Here is an 18,224-nt window from a genome sequence, read left to right as displayed (position 1 = left end):
ATGACGGGCCTGCTCCGGCGACGCAGCCGGGACCGCATCTGGTTCGCAAGACCAGGACGCGGCGGGTTTGCACATTCGGTTGGGCGTACGGACATGACCATTCACAGTAGGCAGCGGCTCGTCGTCGTCGGCAACGGCATGGCGCCCGGGCGCGCGCTCGAGCGGCTCTTCGAGCAGGCGCCGGAGGCCTACGACGTCACCATCTTCAATGCCGAGCCGCGGGTGAACTACGACCGCATCATGCTGTCGCCGGTGCTGTCGGGCGAGAAGTCGTTCGAGCAGATCGTGATCCACGGCGACGGCTGGTACGTGAAGCACGGCATCACGCTCTACAAGGGCGCCCGCGTCACGCGCATCGACCGCGCCGCGCGCACCGTGACGGCGGAGTTCGTCCCGGCCGGCAGCCTCGGCCACATTCCGCTCGAGCCCACGGTCACGGTGCCCTACGACAAGCTGATCGTCGGCACCGGCTCCAATCCGATCATCCTGCCGGTGCCCGGTCGCGACCTGCCGGGCGTGCTGACCTATCGCGATCTCGACGACGTCAACGCCATGCTGATCGCGGCGCGCGCCCGCGGCAGCGCCGTCGTGATCGGCGGCGGCCTGCTCGGTCTCGAGGCGGCGGCCGGCCTGAAGGAGCAGGGCATGGACGTCACCGTCCTGCACCTGATGCCGACCCTGATGGAGCGCCAGCTCGATCCGGCGGCCGGCCATCTGCTGCAGCGCGCGATCGAGGCGCGCGGCATCAAGGTGATCACGCGGGCGAACACCAAGGCGATCGTCGGCAACGGCCGGGTCGAGGCGGTCGAGCTCGACAACGGCACGCGCCTGCCGGCCGACCTGGTGGTGATGGCGGTCGGCATCCGGCCCAACATGCAGCTCGCCAGGGACGCCGACCTCGCGGTCAACCGCGGCGTCGTGGTCGACGCCACCATGCGCACCAGCGATCCCGACATCTTCGCGTTGGGCGAGTGCGCCGAGGCCGACGGCCAGGTGTTCGGCCTGGTGGCGCCGCTCTACGAGATGGCCAATGTCGTGGCGGCCCAGCTCTGCGGCGACGATGCGCGGTTCCGCTCGAGTGCCACCGCCACCAAGCTCAAGGTCACCGGCATCAACCTGTTCTCGGCCGGCGATTTCGCCGAGGCCAAGGACCGCGAGGAGATCGTGCTGCGCGACGCCACGCGCGGCCAGTACCGGCGCCTGGTGCTGAAGGACAACCGGATCGTCGGCGCGGTGCTGTACGGCGACACTGCCGACGGCCCGTGGTTCTTCGACCTGCTGAAGCGCGGCGAGGACGTGGCCGACCGCCGCGAGCGGCTGATCTTCGGCCAGAGCTACGCCGCCGGCGGCATCCCGCTCGATCCGGCCGCCGCCGTGGCGGCGCTGCCCGACGACGCCGAGATCTGCGGCTGCAACGGCGTGTGCAAGGGCAAGATCACCGGCGCGATCGCCGGCCTGGGGCTGAAGTCGCTGGACGAGGTGCGCGCCCACACCAAGGCCTCGGCGTCGTGCGGCTCCTGCACCGGCCTGGTCGAGCAGTTGCTCAAGGCTCAGCTCGGCGAAGCCTACAATCCGGCCGCCGTCCAGCCGATGTGCGGCTGCACCGAGCTTGGCCATGACGATGTCCGCCGCCTGATCGTCGCCAAGGAACTCAAGACCATTCCGCAGCTCATGCAGGAGCTCGAATGGAAGACCTCGTGCGGCTGTGCCAAGTGCCGGCCGGCACTCAACTACTATCTGCTCTGCACCTGGCCCGGCGCGTATGTCGACGACAGCCAGTCGCGCTTCGTCAACGAGCGGGTGCACGCCAACATCCAGAAGGACGGCACCTATTCGGTGGTGCCGCGCATGTGGGGCGGCCAGACCAGCGCCAAGGAACTGCGCGCGATCGCCGACATCGTCGAGCGCTACGACATCCCGACCGTCAAGGTGACCGGCGGCCAGCGCATCGACATGCTGGGCGTGCGCAAGGAGGACCTGCCGCTGGTGTGGGCCGACCTGTCGGCCGCCGGCATGGTCTCGGGCCACGCCTATGCCAAGGGCCTGCGCACGGTGAAGACCTGCGTCGGCACGGACTGGTGCCGCTTCGGCACGCAGGATTCGACCGGGCTCGGCGTCCGGCTCGAGAAGTTCATGTGGGGCTCGTGGACGCCGGCCAAGGTCAAGATGGCGGTGTCGGGCTGCCCGCGGAACTGCGCCGAGGCGACCTGCAAGGACATCGGCGTGGTCTGCGTCGACTCAGGCTACGACATCCATTTCGCCGGCGCCGCCGGCCTGGAAATCAAGGGCACCGAGCTACTCGGCCACGTCGCCACCGAGCCCGAGGCGATCGAGGCGATCGGCGCGCTGACCCAGCTCTACCGCGAGCAGGGCCGCTACCTCGAGCGCATCCACAAGTGGGCCAGGCGGGTCGGCTTCGACACCATCCGCCAGCAGATCATGGAGGACGCCGAACGGCGGCGGGCGCTGTACGACCGCTTCGTCTTCTCGCAGTCCTTCGCCCAGGTCGATCCGTGGGCCGAGCGCGCCGCCGGCAAGGACGCGCACGAATTCGCGCCCGTCGCCGAGCTCGCGCTGCCGCAAGCCGCCGAATGAACGCCCGATGAACGCTATCGCCATGCCCTGGGTCGAGATCTGCGCGCTGGCCGACATCCCCAGCCGCGGCTGCCGCGTGGTGCGCACGCCGCGCGGCCGCATCGCGCTGTTCCGCACCGCCGCCGACGAGGTCTTCGCCCTCGACGACCGCTGTCCGCACAAGGGCGGGCCGCTCAGCGAGGGCATCGTGCACGGCCGCCACGTCACCTGCCCCTTGCACAACTGGGTCATCGGCCTCGCCGACGGCGAGGCGACCGGCGCCGACAAGGGCTGCGTCCGCCGCCATCCGGTGCGGCTGGAGGACGGCCGCGTGTTTCTCAGCCTGCTGTTCACCGACGAGGAAAAGGGGAGTTCGTAATGGCCTATCTGGCGCCTTCGGAGTTCGTGACCAAGATGGTCGACGCGGGCGAGTCGAAGATCTTCATGTCGACCCGCGACACCGTGATCCGTGCCTACATGGCGGGCGCCATGCTGACCCTGGCGGCCTGGTTCGCCGTCACGATGAGCGTCAACACCGGCCAGCCGATCATCGGGGCGCTGCTGTTTCCCGTCGGCTTCAGCATGCTCTATCTGTTCGGCTTCGACCTGTTGACCGGCGTGTTCGTCCTGTGTCCGCTCGCCCTGATCGACAGGCGCCCGGGTGTGACGCTGAACGGCGTGCTGCGCAACTGGGGGCTGGTGTTCATCGGCAACTTCGGCGGGGCCTTCACCGTCGCGGTGATGGCGGCGATCGTCTGCACCTTCGGTTTCTCCTCGCCGCCCGACAAGGTCGGCGTGGCGCTCGGCCATATCGGCGAAAGCCGCACCGTGGGCTATGCCGCGCACGGCACCGCGGGCATGCTGACGCTGTTCGTCCGCGGCATGCTGTGCAACTGGATGGTCTCCGCGGGCGTCGTCGGCGCGATGATCTCCACCACCGTTCCCGGCAAGGTGATCGCCATGTGGATGCCGATCATGCTGTTCTTCGCCATGACCTTCGAGCACTCGATCGTGAACATGTTCCTGTTCCCGGCGGGACTGCTTCTGGGCGGTCACTTCACGGTGGTCGACTACCTGTTCTGGAACGAGATCCCGACGGTGATCGGCAACCTGGTCGGCGGGCTGGCCTTCACCGGGCTTACGCTCTATGCCACGCACGTCCGCACCGCGCCGAAGCGCACACTGGCGGCGCGCGGCGTGTTGGCCGACGCCGACTGATCGCGCGCGGATGGCGCGCGAGCTCAGGATCTCGATCGGCCAGCACTCCGACAAGGGCCGCAAGGAGTCCAACCAGGACTTCCACGGCGCCATGATCCCGGGCGCGCCGCTGCTCGGCAGCAAGGGCATCGCGGTGGCGCTGGCCGACGGCATCAGCAGCAGCCCGGTGAGCCGCGAGGCCAGCGAATCGGCGGTCAAGGGCTTCCTGACCGATTACTACTGCACCTCCGAGGCGTGGTCGGTGAGGACCTCGGCGCAGCGCGTGATCGACGCCACCAATTCCTGGCTCTATGCCCAGACCCGGCGTGGCCGGCTGGGTGCGGACCGCGACCGCGGCTATGTCTGCACCTTCAGCGCGGTCGTGGTGAAGTCGACCACTGCGCACCTGTTCCATGTCGGCGATTCGCGCATCTACCGCCTGGTCGGCAACGCGCTCGAGCAGCTCACCGAGGACCATCGCGTGGTGCTGTCGTCGGAGGAGGTCTATCTCGGCCGGGCGTTGGGGGCGAGCGCCCAGGTCGACATCGACTACCGCTCGCTGGCCCTGCAGAAGGGCGACGTGCTGATGCAGGTGACCGACGGCGTGTACGAGCACGTCGCCGGGCCGGCGATGGCGGCGCGCCTCCATACCCATGCCGGCGACCTCGACGCGGCGGCACGGGCGATCGTCGGCGAGGCAATGGAGCAGGGCAGCGCCGACAACCTCACCGTCCAGATCCTGCGGGTCGAGGACCTGCCCGACGGCGAGGCCGACGAGATCGTCGGCCAGGCCGGTGCGCTGCCGCTGCCGCCGCTGCTGCAGCCGCGCGAGGTGATCGACGGCTACCGCATCGTGCGGCAGCTCCACGCCAACAGCCGCAGCCACGTCTATCTCGCCGTCGATGGCGATGGGGGCGGCGGCGACGGCGCGACGGTGGCGCTCAAGATCCCGTCGATCGAGCTGCGCGACGAGCCGGCCTATCTGCGCCAGTTCATGCTCGAGGAATGGATCGCGCGGCGGATCGACAATGCGCACGTGCTGCGGCCGTCGCCGCAGTCGCGCAAGCGCAGCTACCTATACGCGGTGACCGAGTATGTCGACGGCCGCACGCTGGCGCAGTGGATGGTCGACAACCCCCGGCCCGACGCCGACAGGGTGCGCGGCATCGTCGAGCAGATCGCGCGCGGCCTGCGCGCCTTTCACCGCCGCGAGATGCTGCATCGCGACCTCAGGCCGGAGAACGTCATGGTCGACCGCACCGGCACGGTGAAGATCATCGACTTCGGCTCGGTCCAGGTGGCGGGTGTTGCCGAGACCGCGGGCGGCGCCGAGCGCATCGCCGTACCGGGCGCGATCCAGTACACCGCGCCCGAGTACTTCCTGGGCGAGGGCGGCACGGCGGCCTCCGACCAGTTCTCGCTCGGCGTCATCGCCTACCAGATGCTGACCGGCCGGCTGCCCTACGGCGCCGAGATGGCGCGTGCCCGCACGCGCGGCCAGCAGCGCGCCGCGCGCTACGTCTCCGCGCTCGACGGCGAGCGGGAGATCCCGGCCTGGATCGATGGCGCGCTGCGCAAGGCCGTCCATCCCGATCCGGCCAAGCGCTACGAGGACCTGTCGGAGTTCGTGGCCGACCTTAAGCGGCCCAACGAGGCCTTCCTGCGCGCCGCCCGCGCGCCGCTGATCGAGCGCAACCCGCTGCTGTTCTGGAAGGGCCTGAGTGTCGTGCTGGCCGTGGTGCTCGCCGCCGTGCTGGCGATGCGAGCGCTCTAAAACTGGAGGCGCGCCACTCCAGTGGCGCGTCTTTGGACCGCGGACCTCCAGGTCCGCCTCATGAGTCCTGAGCGGGCCTGGAGGCCCGCGGTCCGAATGATCATGACGCGCCCCTTCCGCGGCGCGCCCTCAGCATCAGACGTTGAAGCGGAAGTGGAAGACGTCGCCGTCCTTCACGGCGTAGTCCTTGCCCTCGAGCCGCAGCTTGCCGGCATCGCGCGCGCCGGCCTCGCCGTTCAGCACGACGTAGTCGTCGTAGGCGATGGTCTCGGCGCGGATGAAGCCCTTCTCGAAGTCGGTGTGGATCACGCCGGCCGCCTCGGGCGCCTTGGCCTCGCGGCGTACGGTCCAGGCCTTCGCCTCCTTGGGGCCGACGGTGAAGAAGGTCACCAGGTCCAAGAGCGCGTAGCCCGCGCGCACGACGCGGGCCAGGCCGGTCTCCTTCAGGCCGAGGGAGGAGAGATACTCGCCCTGCTCTTCGGCCGGTAGCTGCGCCACCTCGGCCTCGATCGCCGCCGAGATCACGACGCTCTGGATGCCGCGGCCCTTGGCCCATTCGGCGGCCTTGGCGCTGTGGGCGTTGCCCGACGCGGCCGAGGCCTCCTCGACGTTCAGCACGTACATCATCGGCTTGGCGGTGATGAGCTGCAGGCGGGCGAAGATCGGCCGCTCCTCGGCGGTGATCGCGGCCTCGCGCGCGGCCTTGCCGTCGTGCAGCGCGTCGAGCGCCTTCTTGACGACCGGCACCTCGGCGGCGGCTTCCTTGTCGCCGCCCTTGCCGCGTTTCTCGAGGTTGGGCAGGCGCTTCTCGAGGCTGTCGAGGTCGGCCAGCATCAGCTCGGTCTCGACGATCTCGGCGTCGCGCACCGGATCGACGCTGCCCGAGACGTGGGTCACATCGCCGTCCTCGAAGCAGCGCAGCACGTGGGCGATTGCATCGACCTCGCGGATGTTGCCGAGGAACTGGTTGCCGAGGCCCTCGCCCTTCGAGGCACCCTTGACCAGGCCGGCGATGTCGACGAACTCGAGCTGCGTCGCCACGATCTTGGCGGAGCTCGCGATCGCCGCCAGCTTGTCGAGCCGCGGATCGGGCACCGCGACGCGGCCGATATTCGGCTCGATGGTGCAGAAGGGATAGTTCGCCGCCTGCGCCGCCTGGGTGGCGGTCAGCGCGTTGAACAGGGTCGACTTGCCGACATTGGGCAGGCCGACGATGCCGCAATTGAAGCCCATGACTCGTCTTAACGCCTAATCTTTAAGGTTCAGTCTCGCCGGGAGATCGGGAGGCGGCGCGAGATGCGCCACCCGGCTCATGTATTTCTCGTCGCCCTTGGCGCCGCCCTCGACCAGCAGCGCCGATTCCTCGGCCAGCGCGTGCAGCACCTTGGGGACCCAGCCGTCCTTCGAATCGGTCTCGTCCGGCTCGAAGTTGCGCAGCACCCAGTGCAGCACCAGGTCCTTGTGCCCAGGATGGCCGATGCCGATCCGCACCCGGCGATAGTCGTTGCCGACATGGGCGTCGATGTCGCGCAGGCCGTTGTGGCCGCCGGCGCCGCCGCCCTTCTTCATGCGCACCCGGCCGGGCGCGATGTCGAGCTCGTCGTGGAACACCACGACGCGATCGAGCGGCACCTTGAGGAAGCGCACCGCCTCGCCGACCGCCCTGCTCGACTCGTTCATGAAGGTCATCGGCTTCAGCACGATCGTGCGTTCGCCGCCGAGATGGCCTTCCGCCACCTCGCCGTGAAAGCGCGAGCGCCACGGTGAAAAGACACGGCGGTGGACGATCTCGTCCACCGCCATGAACCCCACATTGTGCCGATGCCCCGCGTAGCGTGGCCCGGGGTTGCCGAGCCCGACCAGCAGGAGCACGAGGCTTACTTCTTCGCCGGAGCCGGAGCCTTGCCGCCCGCTGCCGGAGCGGCACCCGCTGCCGGAGCCGCGCCGCCCGCCGGAGCCGCACCCGCTGCCGGGGCTGCACCCGTCGCCGGAGCCGCACCCTCGGCCGCCGGAGCGCCGCTGGCCGCCGCCGCGGCATCCGCCGCCGCCTGGGCCGCCGCCTCGCGAACCACCGTCGGCGCCGCAATCGTGGCCACCGTCGGGTCCTTCTCGCGGGTCACGACGCGCACATCGGCGGGGATGTTCAGCGTCGACATGTGGATCGAATGGCCGATCTCGAGCCCGGTCAGGTCGACCTCGAAATACTCGGGGATGCTGGCCGGCTTGGTGCGCACGGTGATCTCGTGCATGACGACGTTGAGCACGCCGCCGCGCTTGATGCCGGGCGCCGCCGCTTCGTTGCGGAAGTGCACGGGCACCTGCACGGTGATGATCGAATCGGGTCCGATGCGCAGGAAGTCGAGATGCAGAGGCTTGTCCGTCACCGGATCGACCTGCACGTCGCGCGGCAGGGCGTCGATGGTCGTGCCCTCGACGTCGATCTGGAGGCGGTGATTGAAGAAGCCCTCGCGAAGCATCACGCGCTCGACCGACGTGGGGTCGACCGCGATCATCACAGGGGCTTGCTTGTCGCCGTAGATCACGGCGGGAATCAGTCCATCGCGACGGCTGGAACGGGCGCCCCCTTTGCCGGCCCGGTCCCGCTTCTTCGCGACGACCTTGGTCGTCTCTGCCATTTCAACTTCTCCTAAAGGTTTGCTGTTGCTCTCTCTTCATCGCGGCGTGGCCTCCAGGGGTGCCTATCGCCGGATCCCGTGAATTCCTTCTAATTGAACAGGCTCGACACCGACGTCTCGTCGGAGATGCGCTTCATCGCCTCGGCCATCAAGGGCGCGACCGACAGCGGCCGCACGTTGGGCGAGATGCGCACCGCTTCGGTCGGCATGATCGAATCGGTGATCACCATCTTCTCGATCGGCGAGGCGGCCACGCGCGCCACCGCGCCGCCCGACAGCACACCGTGGGTGGCGTAGGCACAGACCGACTTCGCGCCCTGGTCCATCAGCGCGACCGCGGCGTTGCACAGCGTGCCCGCCGAATCGACGATGTCGTCCATCAGGATGCAGTCGCGATCCTTGACGTCGCCGATCACGTTCATGACCTCGCTGACGCCGGCGCGCTCGCGCCGCTTGTCGATGATCGCGAGGTCGGCGTCGACCCGCTTGGCGATCGCCCGCGCGCGCACCACGCCGCCGGTGTCGGGCGACACCACGGTCAGGCTGCGGTTGGCCAGCGTCTCCTTGATCTCCTTGGAGAACACCGGGCCGGCATAGAGGTTGTCGACCGGGATGTCGAAGAAGCCCTGGATCTGCTCGGCATGCAGGTCGAGCGTCAGCACGCGATGGGCGCCGGCATGGGTGATCAGGTTGGCCACCAGCTTGGCCGAGATCGGCGTGCGGCCTGCGGTCTTGCGGTCCTGCCGCGCATAGCCGTAGTAGGGCATCACCGCGGTGATGCGGCGTGCCGAGGCGCGGCGCAGCGCATCGATGGTGATCAGCAGCTCCATCAGATGGTCGTTGGCCGGGTAGCTGGTCGACTGGATGACGAACACGTCCTCGCCGCGGACGTTCTCCAGGATCTCGACGAAGATCTCGTTGTCGGAGAAACGGCGGATGTTCGCCTTGACCAGGGGCAGGGCAAGCTTGGCGGCAATGGCTTCCGCCAGCGGCCTGTTGCTGTTACCGGTCAAGATTTTCATGGCTAAGCCGTTGATCTCAAATGAGAAACGGCCGCCCCCGGCCGTAAATGCGGGCGGACCATATCAGCCGGCCCGGAACCTGTAAACCGGCTGAAATATCGCGACTGGTCTGCGCGATTTCCGCCCGGATGGGCGGAAATACGAGCGCGGGCGATGCCGGACAGAATGGGTTTTGGCAAAAAGGCCGCCCCCGGAGAGGGCGGCCTTGAGCCTCGGCGGAGGCGGTTAGCGTGGCGCCGTGGCGGCCTCCGACGGCGGCAGCGGGATGTTGGACCGCTGGAGCGTCCGCTTGAGGTCGGCGATGCCGGCCTCGATGTTGCCCTTGCGGCATTCCTCGAGGGCGACGTCGGCGCCCGCCATCTTTCCGTAGGCGGACGTGCCGTTGTAGCGCGACCACAGGCCGTGCAGGCGCTGGCATTCGGCCAAATCGCCCTTCGGCGCCTGGGCGAAGACCGGGCCGGCGAGGCCGACCGCCAGCACCGCGGCCGAGAGGGCGGCCGCGGCATGACGCAGGGAGTGTGTGAGCATTGAGACAGAACCTCCACAGGTGTGAGGCTCTGCAGGTGGTGGCGGATTGCACGCGTACGAACGAATTGATCTTTCGTAGCGCATTCGAAATTCGCGTGATGTTACGCGCGAAGAAGTAAGTTACCCGCGGCTCAGTAAGGCGCCTTGCTGTCGATCATGATGATGCGATGCAGGCGGCGGACGTAAGCCGCCTCGTCCCATTCGCTCGCACGATGCATCGAGCAGCGGTTGTCCGACATCAGCACGTCGCCCGCCTGCCAGCGGTGCCGGTAGCAGAAGCGGTCCTGGATCATGTGCTGCAGCAGCTCGTCGTAGAGCGCCTGCGCGCGGCCGGCGTCCAGGCCGTCGATGCAGGAGCCCCATTCGCCGCCGAGATAGAGGCCGCGCTTGCCGATCTCCGGATGGGTGCGCACCAGCGGATGGACGACGTCGGGGATCCTGCGCCGCTCGGCCTCCAGCTCCGCTTCGGTCGCCTCGGGGAACAGGTTCTTGAACAGGCGCGCCCGGCTGTGCAGCACTTTCAGCCCCTCGATCTCGGCGCGCTTGTCGGCCGGCAGGGCCTCGTAGGCGGCGATGCCGTTGGCGTAGCGCGTATCGCCCTGGCCCGGCGGCACCTCGATGGCGTGCAGGTAGGTGAACAGGCCGGGCTCGGGCAAGTGATAGTGGTCGGTGTGCCAGTTCAGCCCGACCTTCGGCGAGCCCGTCTTGGTATCCCGCTCATGCACGTTGCCGACGACGAAGATCTCGTGATGGTCGGGCAGGCAGTAGTGGCGCAGGGAATGGAGGTCCGGGCGACCGCCGAAGCGCTGCGCGAACGCGAGATAGGCCGCGGGCGTAAGATCGGTCTGGCCGCGGAACAGCAGCAGCGTTCGCTCCACGCACGCAGCGCGGACAAGGGCGACCAGCGCCTCGTCGTGGTCGTCGTCCAGGTCGAGGCCGCCGATCTCGGTGCCGACATGCTCGGCGAGGTCGGTGACCTCGAGGCCGCGTTCGATGGCCGCGGTGCGCCAGTCCATCTGGGCCATGGCACCATTATCCCACAAAAAGAGCACCACCGCCGGTCAGGCGGGGGTACTCCGTTGGATCATCAGGTGGGACAGGCTTAGCTGTAGTGGCCTGGTGTCGTTTGAACGCCACCATGGCTCGGGAGGTTGCGCCTTCTACTTCTTCACCGGCGCATAGAAGACCGTGTCGACCTCGATGATGTCGTCGTCGAACAGGCGCTGCACCTCCACCATGGTGCGGGGCGGATAGGGCGGGTTGCCCCACAGCTCCGCCTGCACCTTGTCGACGATGCCGGCATAGCGATGCAGGTCGCTGAGATAGACGGTGACGCGCACGCAATCGTGCAGGCTGGCCCCTTCGGACGCCGCGAGCGCCTTGATGTTGAGGAAGGCCTGGCGGATGCGCGTCTCGGGATCCGGCGGCAGCTTGCCGTCCGGGCCGAAGCCCTGCATCCCGGCCATGAACACGAGATCGCCGGCGCGCGAGCCGAGACCCCAGGCGCCGACAGGCTTGGGCGCGCCGGGCGGGCTGATCGCCTTGACGCCGTTGGGCGAGGTCTGGGCGACGGCGGGCGCCGACAACAGCAGCGCTGCGGCGCCGAGCAGCAATGACGCCTTCATTGGTGTGGATTGGCCACGAACGGCCACTGCGTCTTGTCGGCCTTGGTGTAGGGCAGCAGCGACCAGTCCGGCATCAGCGCGCCGGGTGCTGCGACATAGACCACCTCGCTGGCGATCGGCGCGTAGGCGGCGTGGAAGTGCTGCATCGACTTCACCACCACGACCTTCTTGGTCGAGGGATCGACGCCGAGCTTGGTGAAGCATTCCAGGCTGTGGCACTGGCTGCGCTTGGTGTTGACGATCACCGTCACGCCGTCGATCTGCAGCGCCGCGGCGTCGCCGATATTGCCGACGCCCTTGCGGTTGCCGCCGAAATGCACGGTGATCTCGCGGCCGAGCGCCAGCACCTTGGCGCGGGCGTCGATCGGCGGGCCCGACTGCGGCCCGAGCTTGCCGCCCAACCGGATGTCGAGCTCGGCGCCCTCGCCGACCTCGAAGGCGAGCTTCACCGCCCCCGGATCCCAGAACATCGCGATCGCCGCGTCCTTCACCTTGCGGTCGAGCAGGGCCTGCAGGATGAAGGTCGAGTCGGAGGCGGCGCCGCCGCCGGCATTGTCCGACACGTCGGCCAGCACCATCGGCTTGGGCAGGTTGTGCGAGCTCACGCGCGCCATCGCCACGTCCAGGGTGACGTAAGGCGGCTGCGTCTTGTCGCGCATGCCGAAGAACTCCAGGCCGAGCTCCTTCGCGAGCGTCTCGGCCTTGGCCTTGTCGCCGTCGGTGATGGCGATGATGCGGCTGCTCATCTCCTTGATGTCCGACCACGGGAAGCCGTGCGCGACCGACAGCGACAGCACGCCGTCCTTGCCCTCCATCGCCTGCAGCTTGTCGACGAAGCCGCGCATCGGCTGGCGGGTGGTGTGGAACACGCCGATCATGCGGCAGTCGAAGGTCGCCATCACCGGCCTGGTGCGGCCCTCGATGGCGCCTTCCATGACGTTGAACAGGTCCTCGGCGCGCTCCGAGACGTCGACGTGCGGATATTCCTTGAACAGCACCAGCGCGGTGGCGTCGCGCATCGTGCCTTCGCCGATGTTGCAATGGAGATCGAGCTCGACGCCGACCGGCACGTTCGGGCCGACCACCTTGCGGACATGGGCGAGCAGGTCGCTTTCGCAGTCGTCGTAGCCCTCGGCGACCATGGCGCCGTGGCAGGACAGGAACACGGCGTCGACCGGCATGGCGGCCTTGAGGTCGGCGACGATCTCGTCGCGGAACGCCTCGTAGACCTTCTTCACCGTCTTGCCGGCCGGCATGGCGAAGGCGCACAGGCTCTCGACCACGGTCCAGCCCTTGGCCTCGCTGCGCTGGCGCCAGACCGCGAGCGGCGCACCGAACATGGGGAAGTCCTTGCCGTAGCTGCCCTTGCGGTAAAGGCAGGTCTCCTCGAACAGCTGAAGGCCGGTGGGGATGGAGGCGAAGGTGTTGGTCTCGGTGCCGAGACAGGCGGTGAAGATCTTCTTGCTCATCCGCCGACTGTAGACGGCTTTCGGGTTCTTGCGAACCGAGTCAGCTCACCATGCGCTCGCGGCCGGCCCAGTATTTCGCGCGGAGAACCTTCTTGTCGACCTTGCCGACGGCGGTGAGCGGCAGGGCTTCGACGAACTCGACCTGCTTGGGCGCGTGAGTGCCGCCCTTGCGGTCCTTGACCAGCTGCATCAGCGCTTCGGGCGCAGGCTTCGCGCCGGGCTTGGCGACGACCAGCGCGGTGACCGCCTCGCCCCACTTCTCGTGCGGCACGCCGATCACCGCCACCATGGCGACGTCGGGATGGGACGAGATCACGTCCTCGACCTCGCGCGGGTAGATGTTGAAGCCGCCCGACACGATCATGTCCTTGCTGCGGTCGACGATGTAGAGGTAGCCGCGCGCGTCGGCGCGGGCGATATCGCCGGTGTGCAGCCAGCCGTTCCTGAGCGTCTCGGCGGTCTGCTCCGGGCGCTTCCAGTACTTCTCCATCGTGTGGTTGGAGCGCACGCAGATCTCGCCCGGCTCGCCGGGCTTGACCTCGTTGTCGTCGCCGTCGCGCAAGCTCACCGAGACCGAGGCGAGCGGGAAGCCGCAGGAGGCGAACAGCTCGGGCCGGCGCGGATCGTGGTCGCTCTTGCGCAGCACGCTCACCGGATAGCATTCGGTCTGGCCGTAGAGCTGGCTGAACACCGGCCCGATCCGCTCCAGCCCTTCGACCAGCCGCGTCGGCGACATCGGCGAGGCGCCGTAGAGCAGCAGCTCGAGCGACGACAGGTCGGTCCTGTCGAGCTTCGGATGATCGAGCATCACGTAGATCATGGTCGGCACCATGAGCGTCGTATTGATCTTCTCGCGCTCGATGGTGGCCAGGAACGTCTCCGGATCGAAGCCCTTCAGCAGATGGACCTCGCCGCCACGCACCAGCGTCGGCAGCACCTTGGAGCCCGAGACATGGGTGATCGGTGCCGCCGCGAGATAGCGCGGCGTCGCGGGGAACTCGAAGTCGGCGGAAATCGCCTGCGTGCCGTTGCTGAGCGCGCGATGGCGGCGGATCGCCCCCTTGGACTTGCCGGTCGTGCCGCCGGTGTAATTGATGATGCCGTAGTCGTCGGCCGAGGCGAGATCGACCGGGCTCGCGGTGCCGATCATCCGGGCGGCGGCCAACAGGTCGCGGCCGAAATCGGCCTTGCCCATGGTGAGCGCGGTCTCGAGGCGCGGCGCCCGCGCCGCGAGATCGCGGCCGCGCTCGGCGTGGGTCAGCGGATCGACCACCAGGGCGCAGGCCTCGGCGTCCTCGATCACGTCGAGATGGTCGGCGAGGGAGCCCAGCGGGTGCAGCCAAGTGATCACCAGGCCCAGTCCCTGGGCGGCCACGCCGGCGCACCAGGTCACGGCCGAGTTGGCGCTGAGGAAGGCCGCGGTCTGGCCCTTGTGCAGGCCGGCCGCCGTCATGGCGGCCTGCAGGCGGCCGATCAGATCGTAGGTCTCGCGGTAGCTCAGCATCCCGCCGTCCCACACGAAGGCACGGCGTTCGGGGAAGCGGGCGAGGGCGCGCAAGGTGATGGTGACCGTGGTCGGTGCCTGGCGGATGCTGTCGTTCATCGTCGTTCCTCCCGCAGCGTTGTCTTTAGCGGCCCTTCCAGACCGGCTTTCGCTTCTCGGCGAAGGCGCGCAGGCCTTCGGCGCGGTCCTCGGCCTCGAAGGCGATCGCCGCGATCGGCGCCTGCTCGGTCCACGCCGCCTCGTCGGTCCAGTTGGCCGATTGGAAGATGATCTCCTTGGAGGCGGCAAGCGCCGTCGGGCCGTTGACCAGCAGCAGCTCGGCGAGCGCGAGCGCGTCGGCCAGCGCCTCGCCCGGTTCGGCGATGCGGTTCACCAAGCCGTGGCGCTGGAAGAACGCCGCGTCTTGAAACCCGCCGGTCAACGCCAGCTCCATGGCGACATGATAGGGGATGCGTCGCGGCAGGCGGAACAGCCCGCCGCCGACCGCCGCCACGTTGTGGCGCACCTCGGGCAGGCCCATCTTCGCGTCGCGCGCCGCCACGATCAGGTCGCACGACAGGCAGAGTTCCAGCCCGCCGCCCACGGCATAGCCCTCGACCGCGGCGATCAGCGGCTTGCGCGAGGGCCGCCTGAACATGCCGAAGCCGCCGCGTGCGGTCACCGCGCGCTCGCCGCGCGCCACCGCCTTGAGGTCGGCGCCGGCCGAGAAGGTGCCGCCGGCGCCGGAGATCACGCCGACGAACAGCTCGTCGGTGGCGTCGAGCAGGTCCATCGCCGCGTGCATCGCCTGCGCCGAGACCGAATCGAAGGCGTTCTTCGCCTCCGGCCGGTTGATGGTGATGAGCAGGACGTGGCCGCGCCGCTCGGTGTGAATGCGTTGGCTCGGAGGGGCGCTCATGGTCATCACATCGCGAAGGAGAAGCCGCCATTGACCGGATAGGTCTGGCCGGTGATCCAGGTGCTGGCGCCCGACGCGAGGAACAGCGCCATGTTGGCGACGTCGCCCGGCTGGCCGGGGCGGCGGATGACGTACTTCTCCATCATCTTCTTCAGCACGTCGGGATTGGCCCTGAGCCGTCCCTCGATCGCCGGCGTCATGGTGGCGGCGATGGCGATGCAGTTGGCGGTGATGCCGTAGCGGCCGAGCGAGCGGGCGATCGCCCGCGTGAAGCCCGCGGCGCCGGCCTTGGCGCCGGAATAGACCTCCAGCCCCGCCTCGCCCATGCGGCCGGCATCGGAGATGATGGTGATGATGCGGCCGCCCTTGCGCTCGATCATCGGCGGGATGCAGGCGCTGGCGCAGTTGATCACGCCATACAGGTTGACGCCGAGGAAGCTGTTCCAGGCTTCGGGACCGGTCTCCCAGAACGGCTTGCGCGCCGCGGCATCGGGATTGGCGCCGGCGTTGCCGGCGTTGTTCACCAGGATGTCGACAGCCCCGAAAGCTTGCTCGGCCTTGCCCACCATCGCCTTCACCGCGCCGAGATCGGTGACGTCGCCGGGCACGGCGATCGCCTTGCCGCCCAACGCCGCGATCTCGTCGACCACGAGCTGCGCGCGCTCGGGAAAGTAGTCGTTGACCGCGACGCCGGCCGCGCCGTGCTCGGCGAAGTGCAGGGCGATCTGCCGGCCGACGCCCTGGCCCGCGCCGGTGACCAGCGCGGCCTTGCCGCCGAGATCGAGAATGTCGTCCATCGTGTCCTCTGTCTTAAGGCGCGAGATCGCGCTTGAGCGCGGCCACCAGTGTGCGGCGCTGCGCTGCCAGGTCGATGCTGTCGGGATCGACCAGCCACATGGCGATGATGCCGCGCACCGTCGCCAGGATCTGGATCGACCAGGCGTCGACGTCGATGGCACGGCGGATCTCGCCATTGGCGATGCCGGCGCGCAGCGCAACCTCGACTGAGCGCTTCGACTCGCGATTGAGCTTGGCGACCGCCCCGGCCAGCGTGGGCTTGTTCAGGGCGCCGGCCAGCAGGGTGTGCAGCGCCAGCACCATGGCGCGGTCGCGGCCGCAGACCTCGAAGTAGAAATCGATGGCGGCCAGCAGGTTGGCGAGCCCGCGCCGCGTCTGCAGGTGCGCCTCGAGACCGGTGAAGAACCAGCGGCGGATGTGCTCGCCGACGGCGGTCAGCAGGTCGGCCTTGGAGCCGAAATAGTGCGCCGGCAGGCCGCGGCTGTAGCCGGCAGCCTCGCCCGCATCGGCCAGCGTGAACTCGTCGAGGCCCTTCCCCGCGATCAGCCGCGTCGTGGCGTCGAGGATGGCGCTTTCGGCCTCCTCCCGTCGCTCGGCCTGGGTCCTGCGGCGCGTGGCTTCGATCGGCATTGACAGGAGCTTAAAGAAAACTTATTTGCTGATCAACAAATATATGAGGAACGCCATGGATGCCCTGAGCTACGGCAGCGAGCACGACCAGTTCCGCACCACCGCGCGGCGCTTCATCGAGAAGGAGATCGCGCCCTATCACGCCCAGTGGGAGAAGGACGGCGTGGTCAGCCGCGAGCTGTGGCGCAAGGCGGGCCAGGCCGGCCTGCTGCTGACCGACATCCCGGCCGAGTATGGCGGCGCGGGCGCGGATTTCCTGACCATCGGCATCATGACCGAGGAGATGATGCGCGGCATGTACACCGGGCCGGGCTTCCGCGTGCATTCCGACATCGTCGCCCGCTACATCCTCCATTACGGCAGCGAGGAGCAGAAGCGGAAGTGGCTGCCGCAGATGGCCAGCGGCGAGACGGTCGGCGCGATCGCCATGACCGAGCCCGGCACCGGCAGCGACCTGCAAAGCGTGCGCACGATGGCGGTGCGCGACGGCGACGACTACGTCATCGCCGGCCAGAAGACCTTCATCACCAACGGCCAGCACGCCGACTTGATCATCGTGATCTGCAAGACCGACACGACGGCGGGTGCGGGCGCCAAGGGCGTCAGCTTGATCCTGGTCGAGGCCGACCGGCCGGGCTTCAGCCGCGGCCGCAACCTCGAGAAGATCGGGCTCAGGGCGCAGGACACGTCGGAGCTGTTCTTCGAGCAGGTGCGCGTGCCGGTGTCCAACCGGCTCGGCGACGAAGGCCGCGGCTTCGCCTACCTGATGCAGGAGCTGCCGCGCGAGCGGCTGCTGATCGGCATCGGCGCGGTCGCCGCGATGGAGGCGGTGCTGGGCTGGACGCTCGACTACACCAAGCAGCGCAAGGCGTTCGGCAAGCCGATCATCGACTTCCAGAACAGCCGCTTCAAGCTGGCCGAGGTCAAGACCGAGGTGAAGATCGCGCGTGTGTTCCTCGACCATTGCACCGCCCTGCACATGAAGGGCGCGCTCGACGTGCCGACCGCGGCGATGTGCAAGCTGTGGCTGACCGAGACCTACGGCCGCGTCGTCGACACCTGCCTGCAGCTCCATGGCGGCTACGGCTACATGTGGGAGTACCCGGTGGCCCGCGCCTACGCCGACGCCCGCGTGAACCGGATCTTCGGCGGCTCCAGCGAGATCATGAAAGAGATCATCGGGCGCAGCCTGTGATGGACGCGCTGCTGAAGCCCTCGCTGTACACGCCGGCCGCCACGCTGCTCGGCGGTCGCTGCGCCTGCGGCCACGTCTTCTACCCGATGCAGACCCATGGCTGCGAGGTCTGCGGCCGGCACGGCGGCGACCTGCAGCCGATGACGCTGAGCGGCCGAGGCACGCTGCTGTCCTCGACGGTCGTTCACCTGCATGCCGACAAGGCCCGGCCGGCGCCTTTCTCCATCGGCAAGATCGCGCTCGAGGAAGGGCCGGTGGTGCGCACCCTGCTGGTCGATCCCGCCCCCTCGATCGCGCCAGGCACAGCGATGAAGGCGACCCTCGTGCCGGTCGAGGATGGCAAGCGCGACCTGCGCTTTGCGCCGGAGCGCTGA

At 68.5% G+C, this 18,224-nt stretch carries 18 protein-coding genes; 6 read left to right on the top strand and 12 right to left on the bottom strand.

What is annotated here, in order from left to right; genetic code table 11:
• Nucleotides 1–93: 93 nt before the first annotated feature.
• From nirB to J0J01_RS07935, 4 genes are read left to right on the top strand one after another with little or no spacing between them, the layout of a single operon-like run.
• Nucleotides 94–2,595, top strand: a complete 2,502-nt coding sequence (gene nirB, locus J0J01_RS07950) for a nitrite reductase large subunit NirB (RefSeq protein ID WP_296379729.1) — start codon at nucleotides 94–96, stop codon at nucleotides 2,593–2,595.
• Nucleotides 2,596–2,611: 16 nt separating this feature from the next.
• Nucleotides 2,612–2,953, top strand: coding sequence for a nitrite reductase small subunit NirD (nirD, locus tag J0J01_RS07945; protein WP_296379936.1), 342 nt, complete (start codon nucleotides 2,612–2,614; stop codon nucleotides 2,951–2,953).
• Nucleotides 2,953–3,792, top strand: coding sequence for a formate/nitrite transporter family protein (locus tag J0J01_RS07940; RefSeq protein ID WP_296379728.1), 840 nt, complete (start codon nucleotides 2,953–2,955; stop codon nucleotides 3,790–3,792). The genes nirD and J0J01_RS07940 overlap by 1 nt, the downstream gene beginning before the upstream one ends.
• Nucleotides 3,793–3,802: 10 nt before the next feature.
• Nucleotides 3,803–5,545, top strand: a complete 1,743-nt coding sequence (locus tag J0J01_RS07935) for a bifunctional protein-serine/threonine kinase/phosphatase (protein ID WP_296379727.1) — start codon at nucleotides 3,803–3,805, stop codon at nucleotides 5,543–5,545.
• Nucleotides 5,546–5,680: 135 nt separating this feature from the next.
• Here J0J01_RS07935 and ychF read toward each other — a convergent pair whose 3' ends face one another.
• From ychF to J0J01_RS07875, 12 genes are all read right to left on the bottom strand, one after another.
• Nucleotides 5,681–6,778 (bottom strand): redox-regulated ATPase YchF, encoded by a 1,098-nt coding sequence (ychF, locus tag J0J01_RS07930; protein WP_296379726.1) that lies wholly within the window; start codon nucleotides 6,776–6,778, stop codon nucleotides 5,681–5,683.
• A gap of 15 nt (nucleotides 6,779–6,793) precedes the next feature.
• Nucleotides 6,794–7,417, bottom strand: coding sequence for an aminoacyl-tRNA hydrolase (pth, locus tag J0J01_RS07925; RefSeq protein WP_296379725.1), 624 nt, complete (start codon nucleotides 7,415–7,417; stop codon nucleotides 6,794–6,796).
• A gap of 5 nt (nucleotides 7,418–7,422) precedes the next feature.
• On the bottom strand, nucleotides 7,423–8,181 hold the full coding sequence (locus J0J01_RS07920) for a 50S ribosomal protein L25/general stress protein Ctc (RefSeq protein ID WP_296379724.1): 759 nt from the start codon (nucleotides 8,179–8,181) through the stop codon (nucleotides 7,423–7,425).
• Between the two features lie 89 nt (nucleotides 8,182–8,270).
• Entirely contained in the window at nucleotides 8,271–9,203 is a 933-nt protein-coding gene (locus J0J01_RS07915; protein WP_296379723.1) for a ribose-phosphate pyrophosphokinase, read from the bottom strand.
• A 225-nt stretch (nucleotides 9,204–9,428) separates the two neighbouring features.
• Nucleotides 9,429–9,731 carry a hypothetical protein gene (locus tag J0J01_RS07910; protein WP_296379722.1) on the bottom strand — a complete coding sequence of 101 codons (303 nt, stop codon included), beginning with the start codon at nucleotides 9,729–9,731 and terminating at the stop codon, nucleotides 9,429–9,431.
• A gap of 131 nt (nucleotides 9,732–9,862) precedes the next feature.
• Nucleotides 9,863–10,756 (bottom strand): TauD/TfdA family dioxygenase, encoded by an 894-nt coding sequence (locus J0J01_RS07905; protein WP_296379721.1) that lies wholly within the window; start codon nucleotides 10,754–10,756, stop codon nucleotides 9,863–9,865.
• A 135-nt stretch (nucleotides 10,757–10,891) separates the two neighbouring features.
• Nucleotides 10,892–11,356, bottom strand: a complete 465-nt coding sequence (locus tag J0J01_RS07900; protein WP_296379720.1) for a RidA family protein — start codon at nucleotides 11,354–11,356, stop codon at nucleotides 10,892–10,894.
• Complete coding sequence (locus J0J01_RS07895) at nucleotides 11,353–12,825, bottom strand: M81 family metallopeptidase (protein ID WP_296379719.1); 1,473 nt, start codon at nucleotides 12,823–12,825, stop codon at nucleotides 11,353–11,355. The genes J0J01_RS07900 and J0J01_RS07895 overlap by 4 nt, the downstream gene beginning before the upstream one ends.
• A gap of 40 nt (nucleotides 12,826–12,865) precedes the next feature.
• Nucleotides 12,866–14,428, bottom strand: coding sequence for an AMP-binding protein (locus J0J01_RS07890; RefSeq protein WP_296379718.1), 1,563 nt, complete (start codon nucleotides 14,426–14,428; stop codon nucleotides 12,866–12,868).
• Nucleotides 14,429–14,453: 25 nt separating this feature from the next.
• The gene (locus J0J01_RS07885) at nucleotides 14,454–15,227 is read right to left on the bottom strand and encodes a crotonase/enoyl-CoA hydratase family protein (protein ID WP_296379717.1); all 774 of its coding nucleotides are present in this window, start codon (nucleotides 15,225–15,227) and stop codon (nucleotides 14,454–14,456) included.
• Nucleotides 15,228–15,232: 5 nt separating this feature from the next.
• The gene (locus J0J01_RS07880) at nucleotides 15,233–16,024 is read right to left on the bottom strand and encodes an SDR family oxidoreductase (RefSeq protein ID WP_296379716.1); all 792 of its coding nucleotides are present in this window, start codon (nucleotides 16,022–16,024) and stop codon (nucleotides 15,233–15,235) included.
• A 13-nt stretch (nucleotides 16,025–16,037) separates the two neighbouring features.
• Entirely contained in the window at nucleotides 16,038–16,655 is a 618-nt protein-coding gene (locus J0J01_RS07875; protein WP_296379715.1) for a TetR family transcriptional regulator, read from the bottom strand.
• Between the two features lie 55 nt (nucleotides 16,656–16,710).
• On the opposite strand from J0J01_RS07875, the gene J0J01_RS07870 reads away from it, so the two are divergent.
• Both J0J01_RS07870 and J0J01_RS07865 read left to right on the top strand, forming a co-directional pair.
• Entirely contained in the window at nucleotides 16,711–17,850 is a 1,140-nt protein-coding gene (locus J0J01_RS07870; RefSeq protein WP_296379714.1) for an acyl-CoA dehydrogenase family protein, read from the top strand.
• Nucleotides 17,850–18,224, top strand: coding sequence for an OB-fold domain-containing protein (locus tag J0J01_RS07865; RefSeq protein WP_296379713.1), 375 nt, complete (start codon nucleotides 17,850–17,852; stop codon nucleotides 18,222–18,224). The genes J0J01_RS07870 and J0J01_RS07865 overlap by 1 nt, the downstream gene beginning before the upstream one ends.

Origin of the sequence: Reyranella sp. (assembly GCF_017305915.1) — a bacterium.
Taxonomy (GTDB): Bacteria; Pseudomonadota; Alphaproteobacteria; order Reyranellales; family Reyranellaceae; genus Reyranella.
The sequence above is the reverse complement of the archived record's forward strand: the minus strand, read 5'-3'. Positions and strand labels throughout refer to the sequence as shown.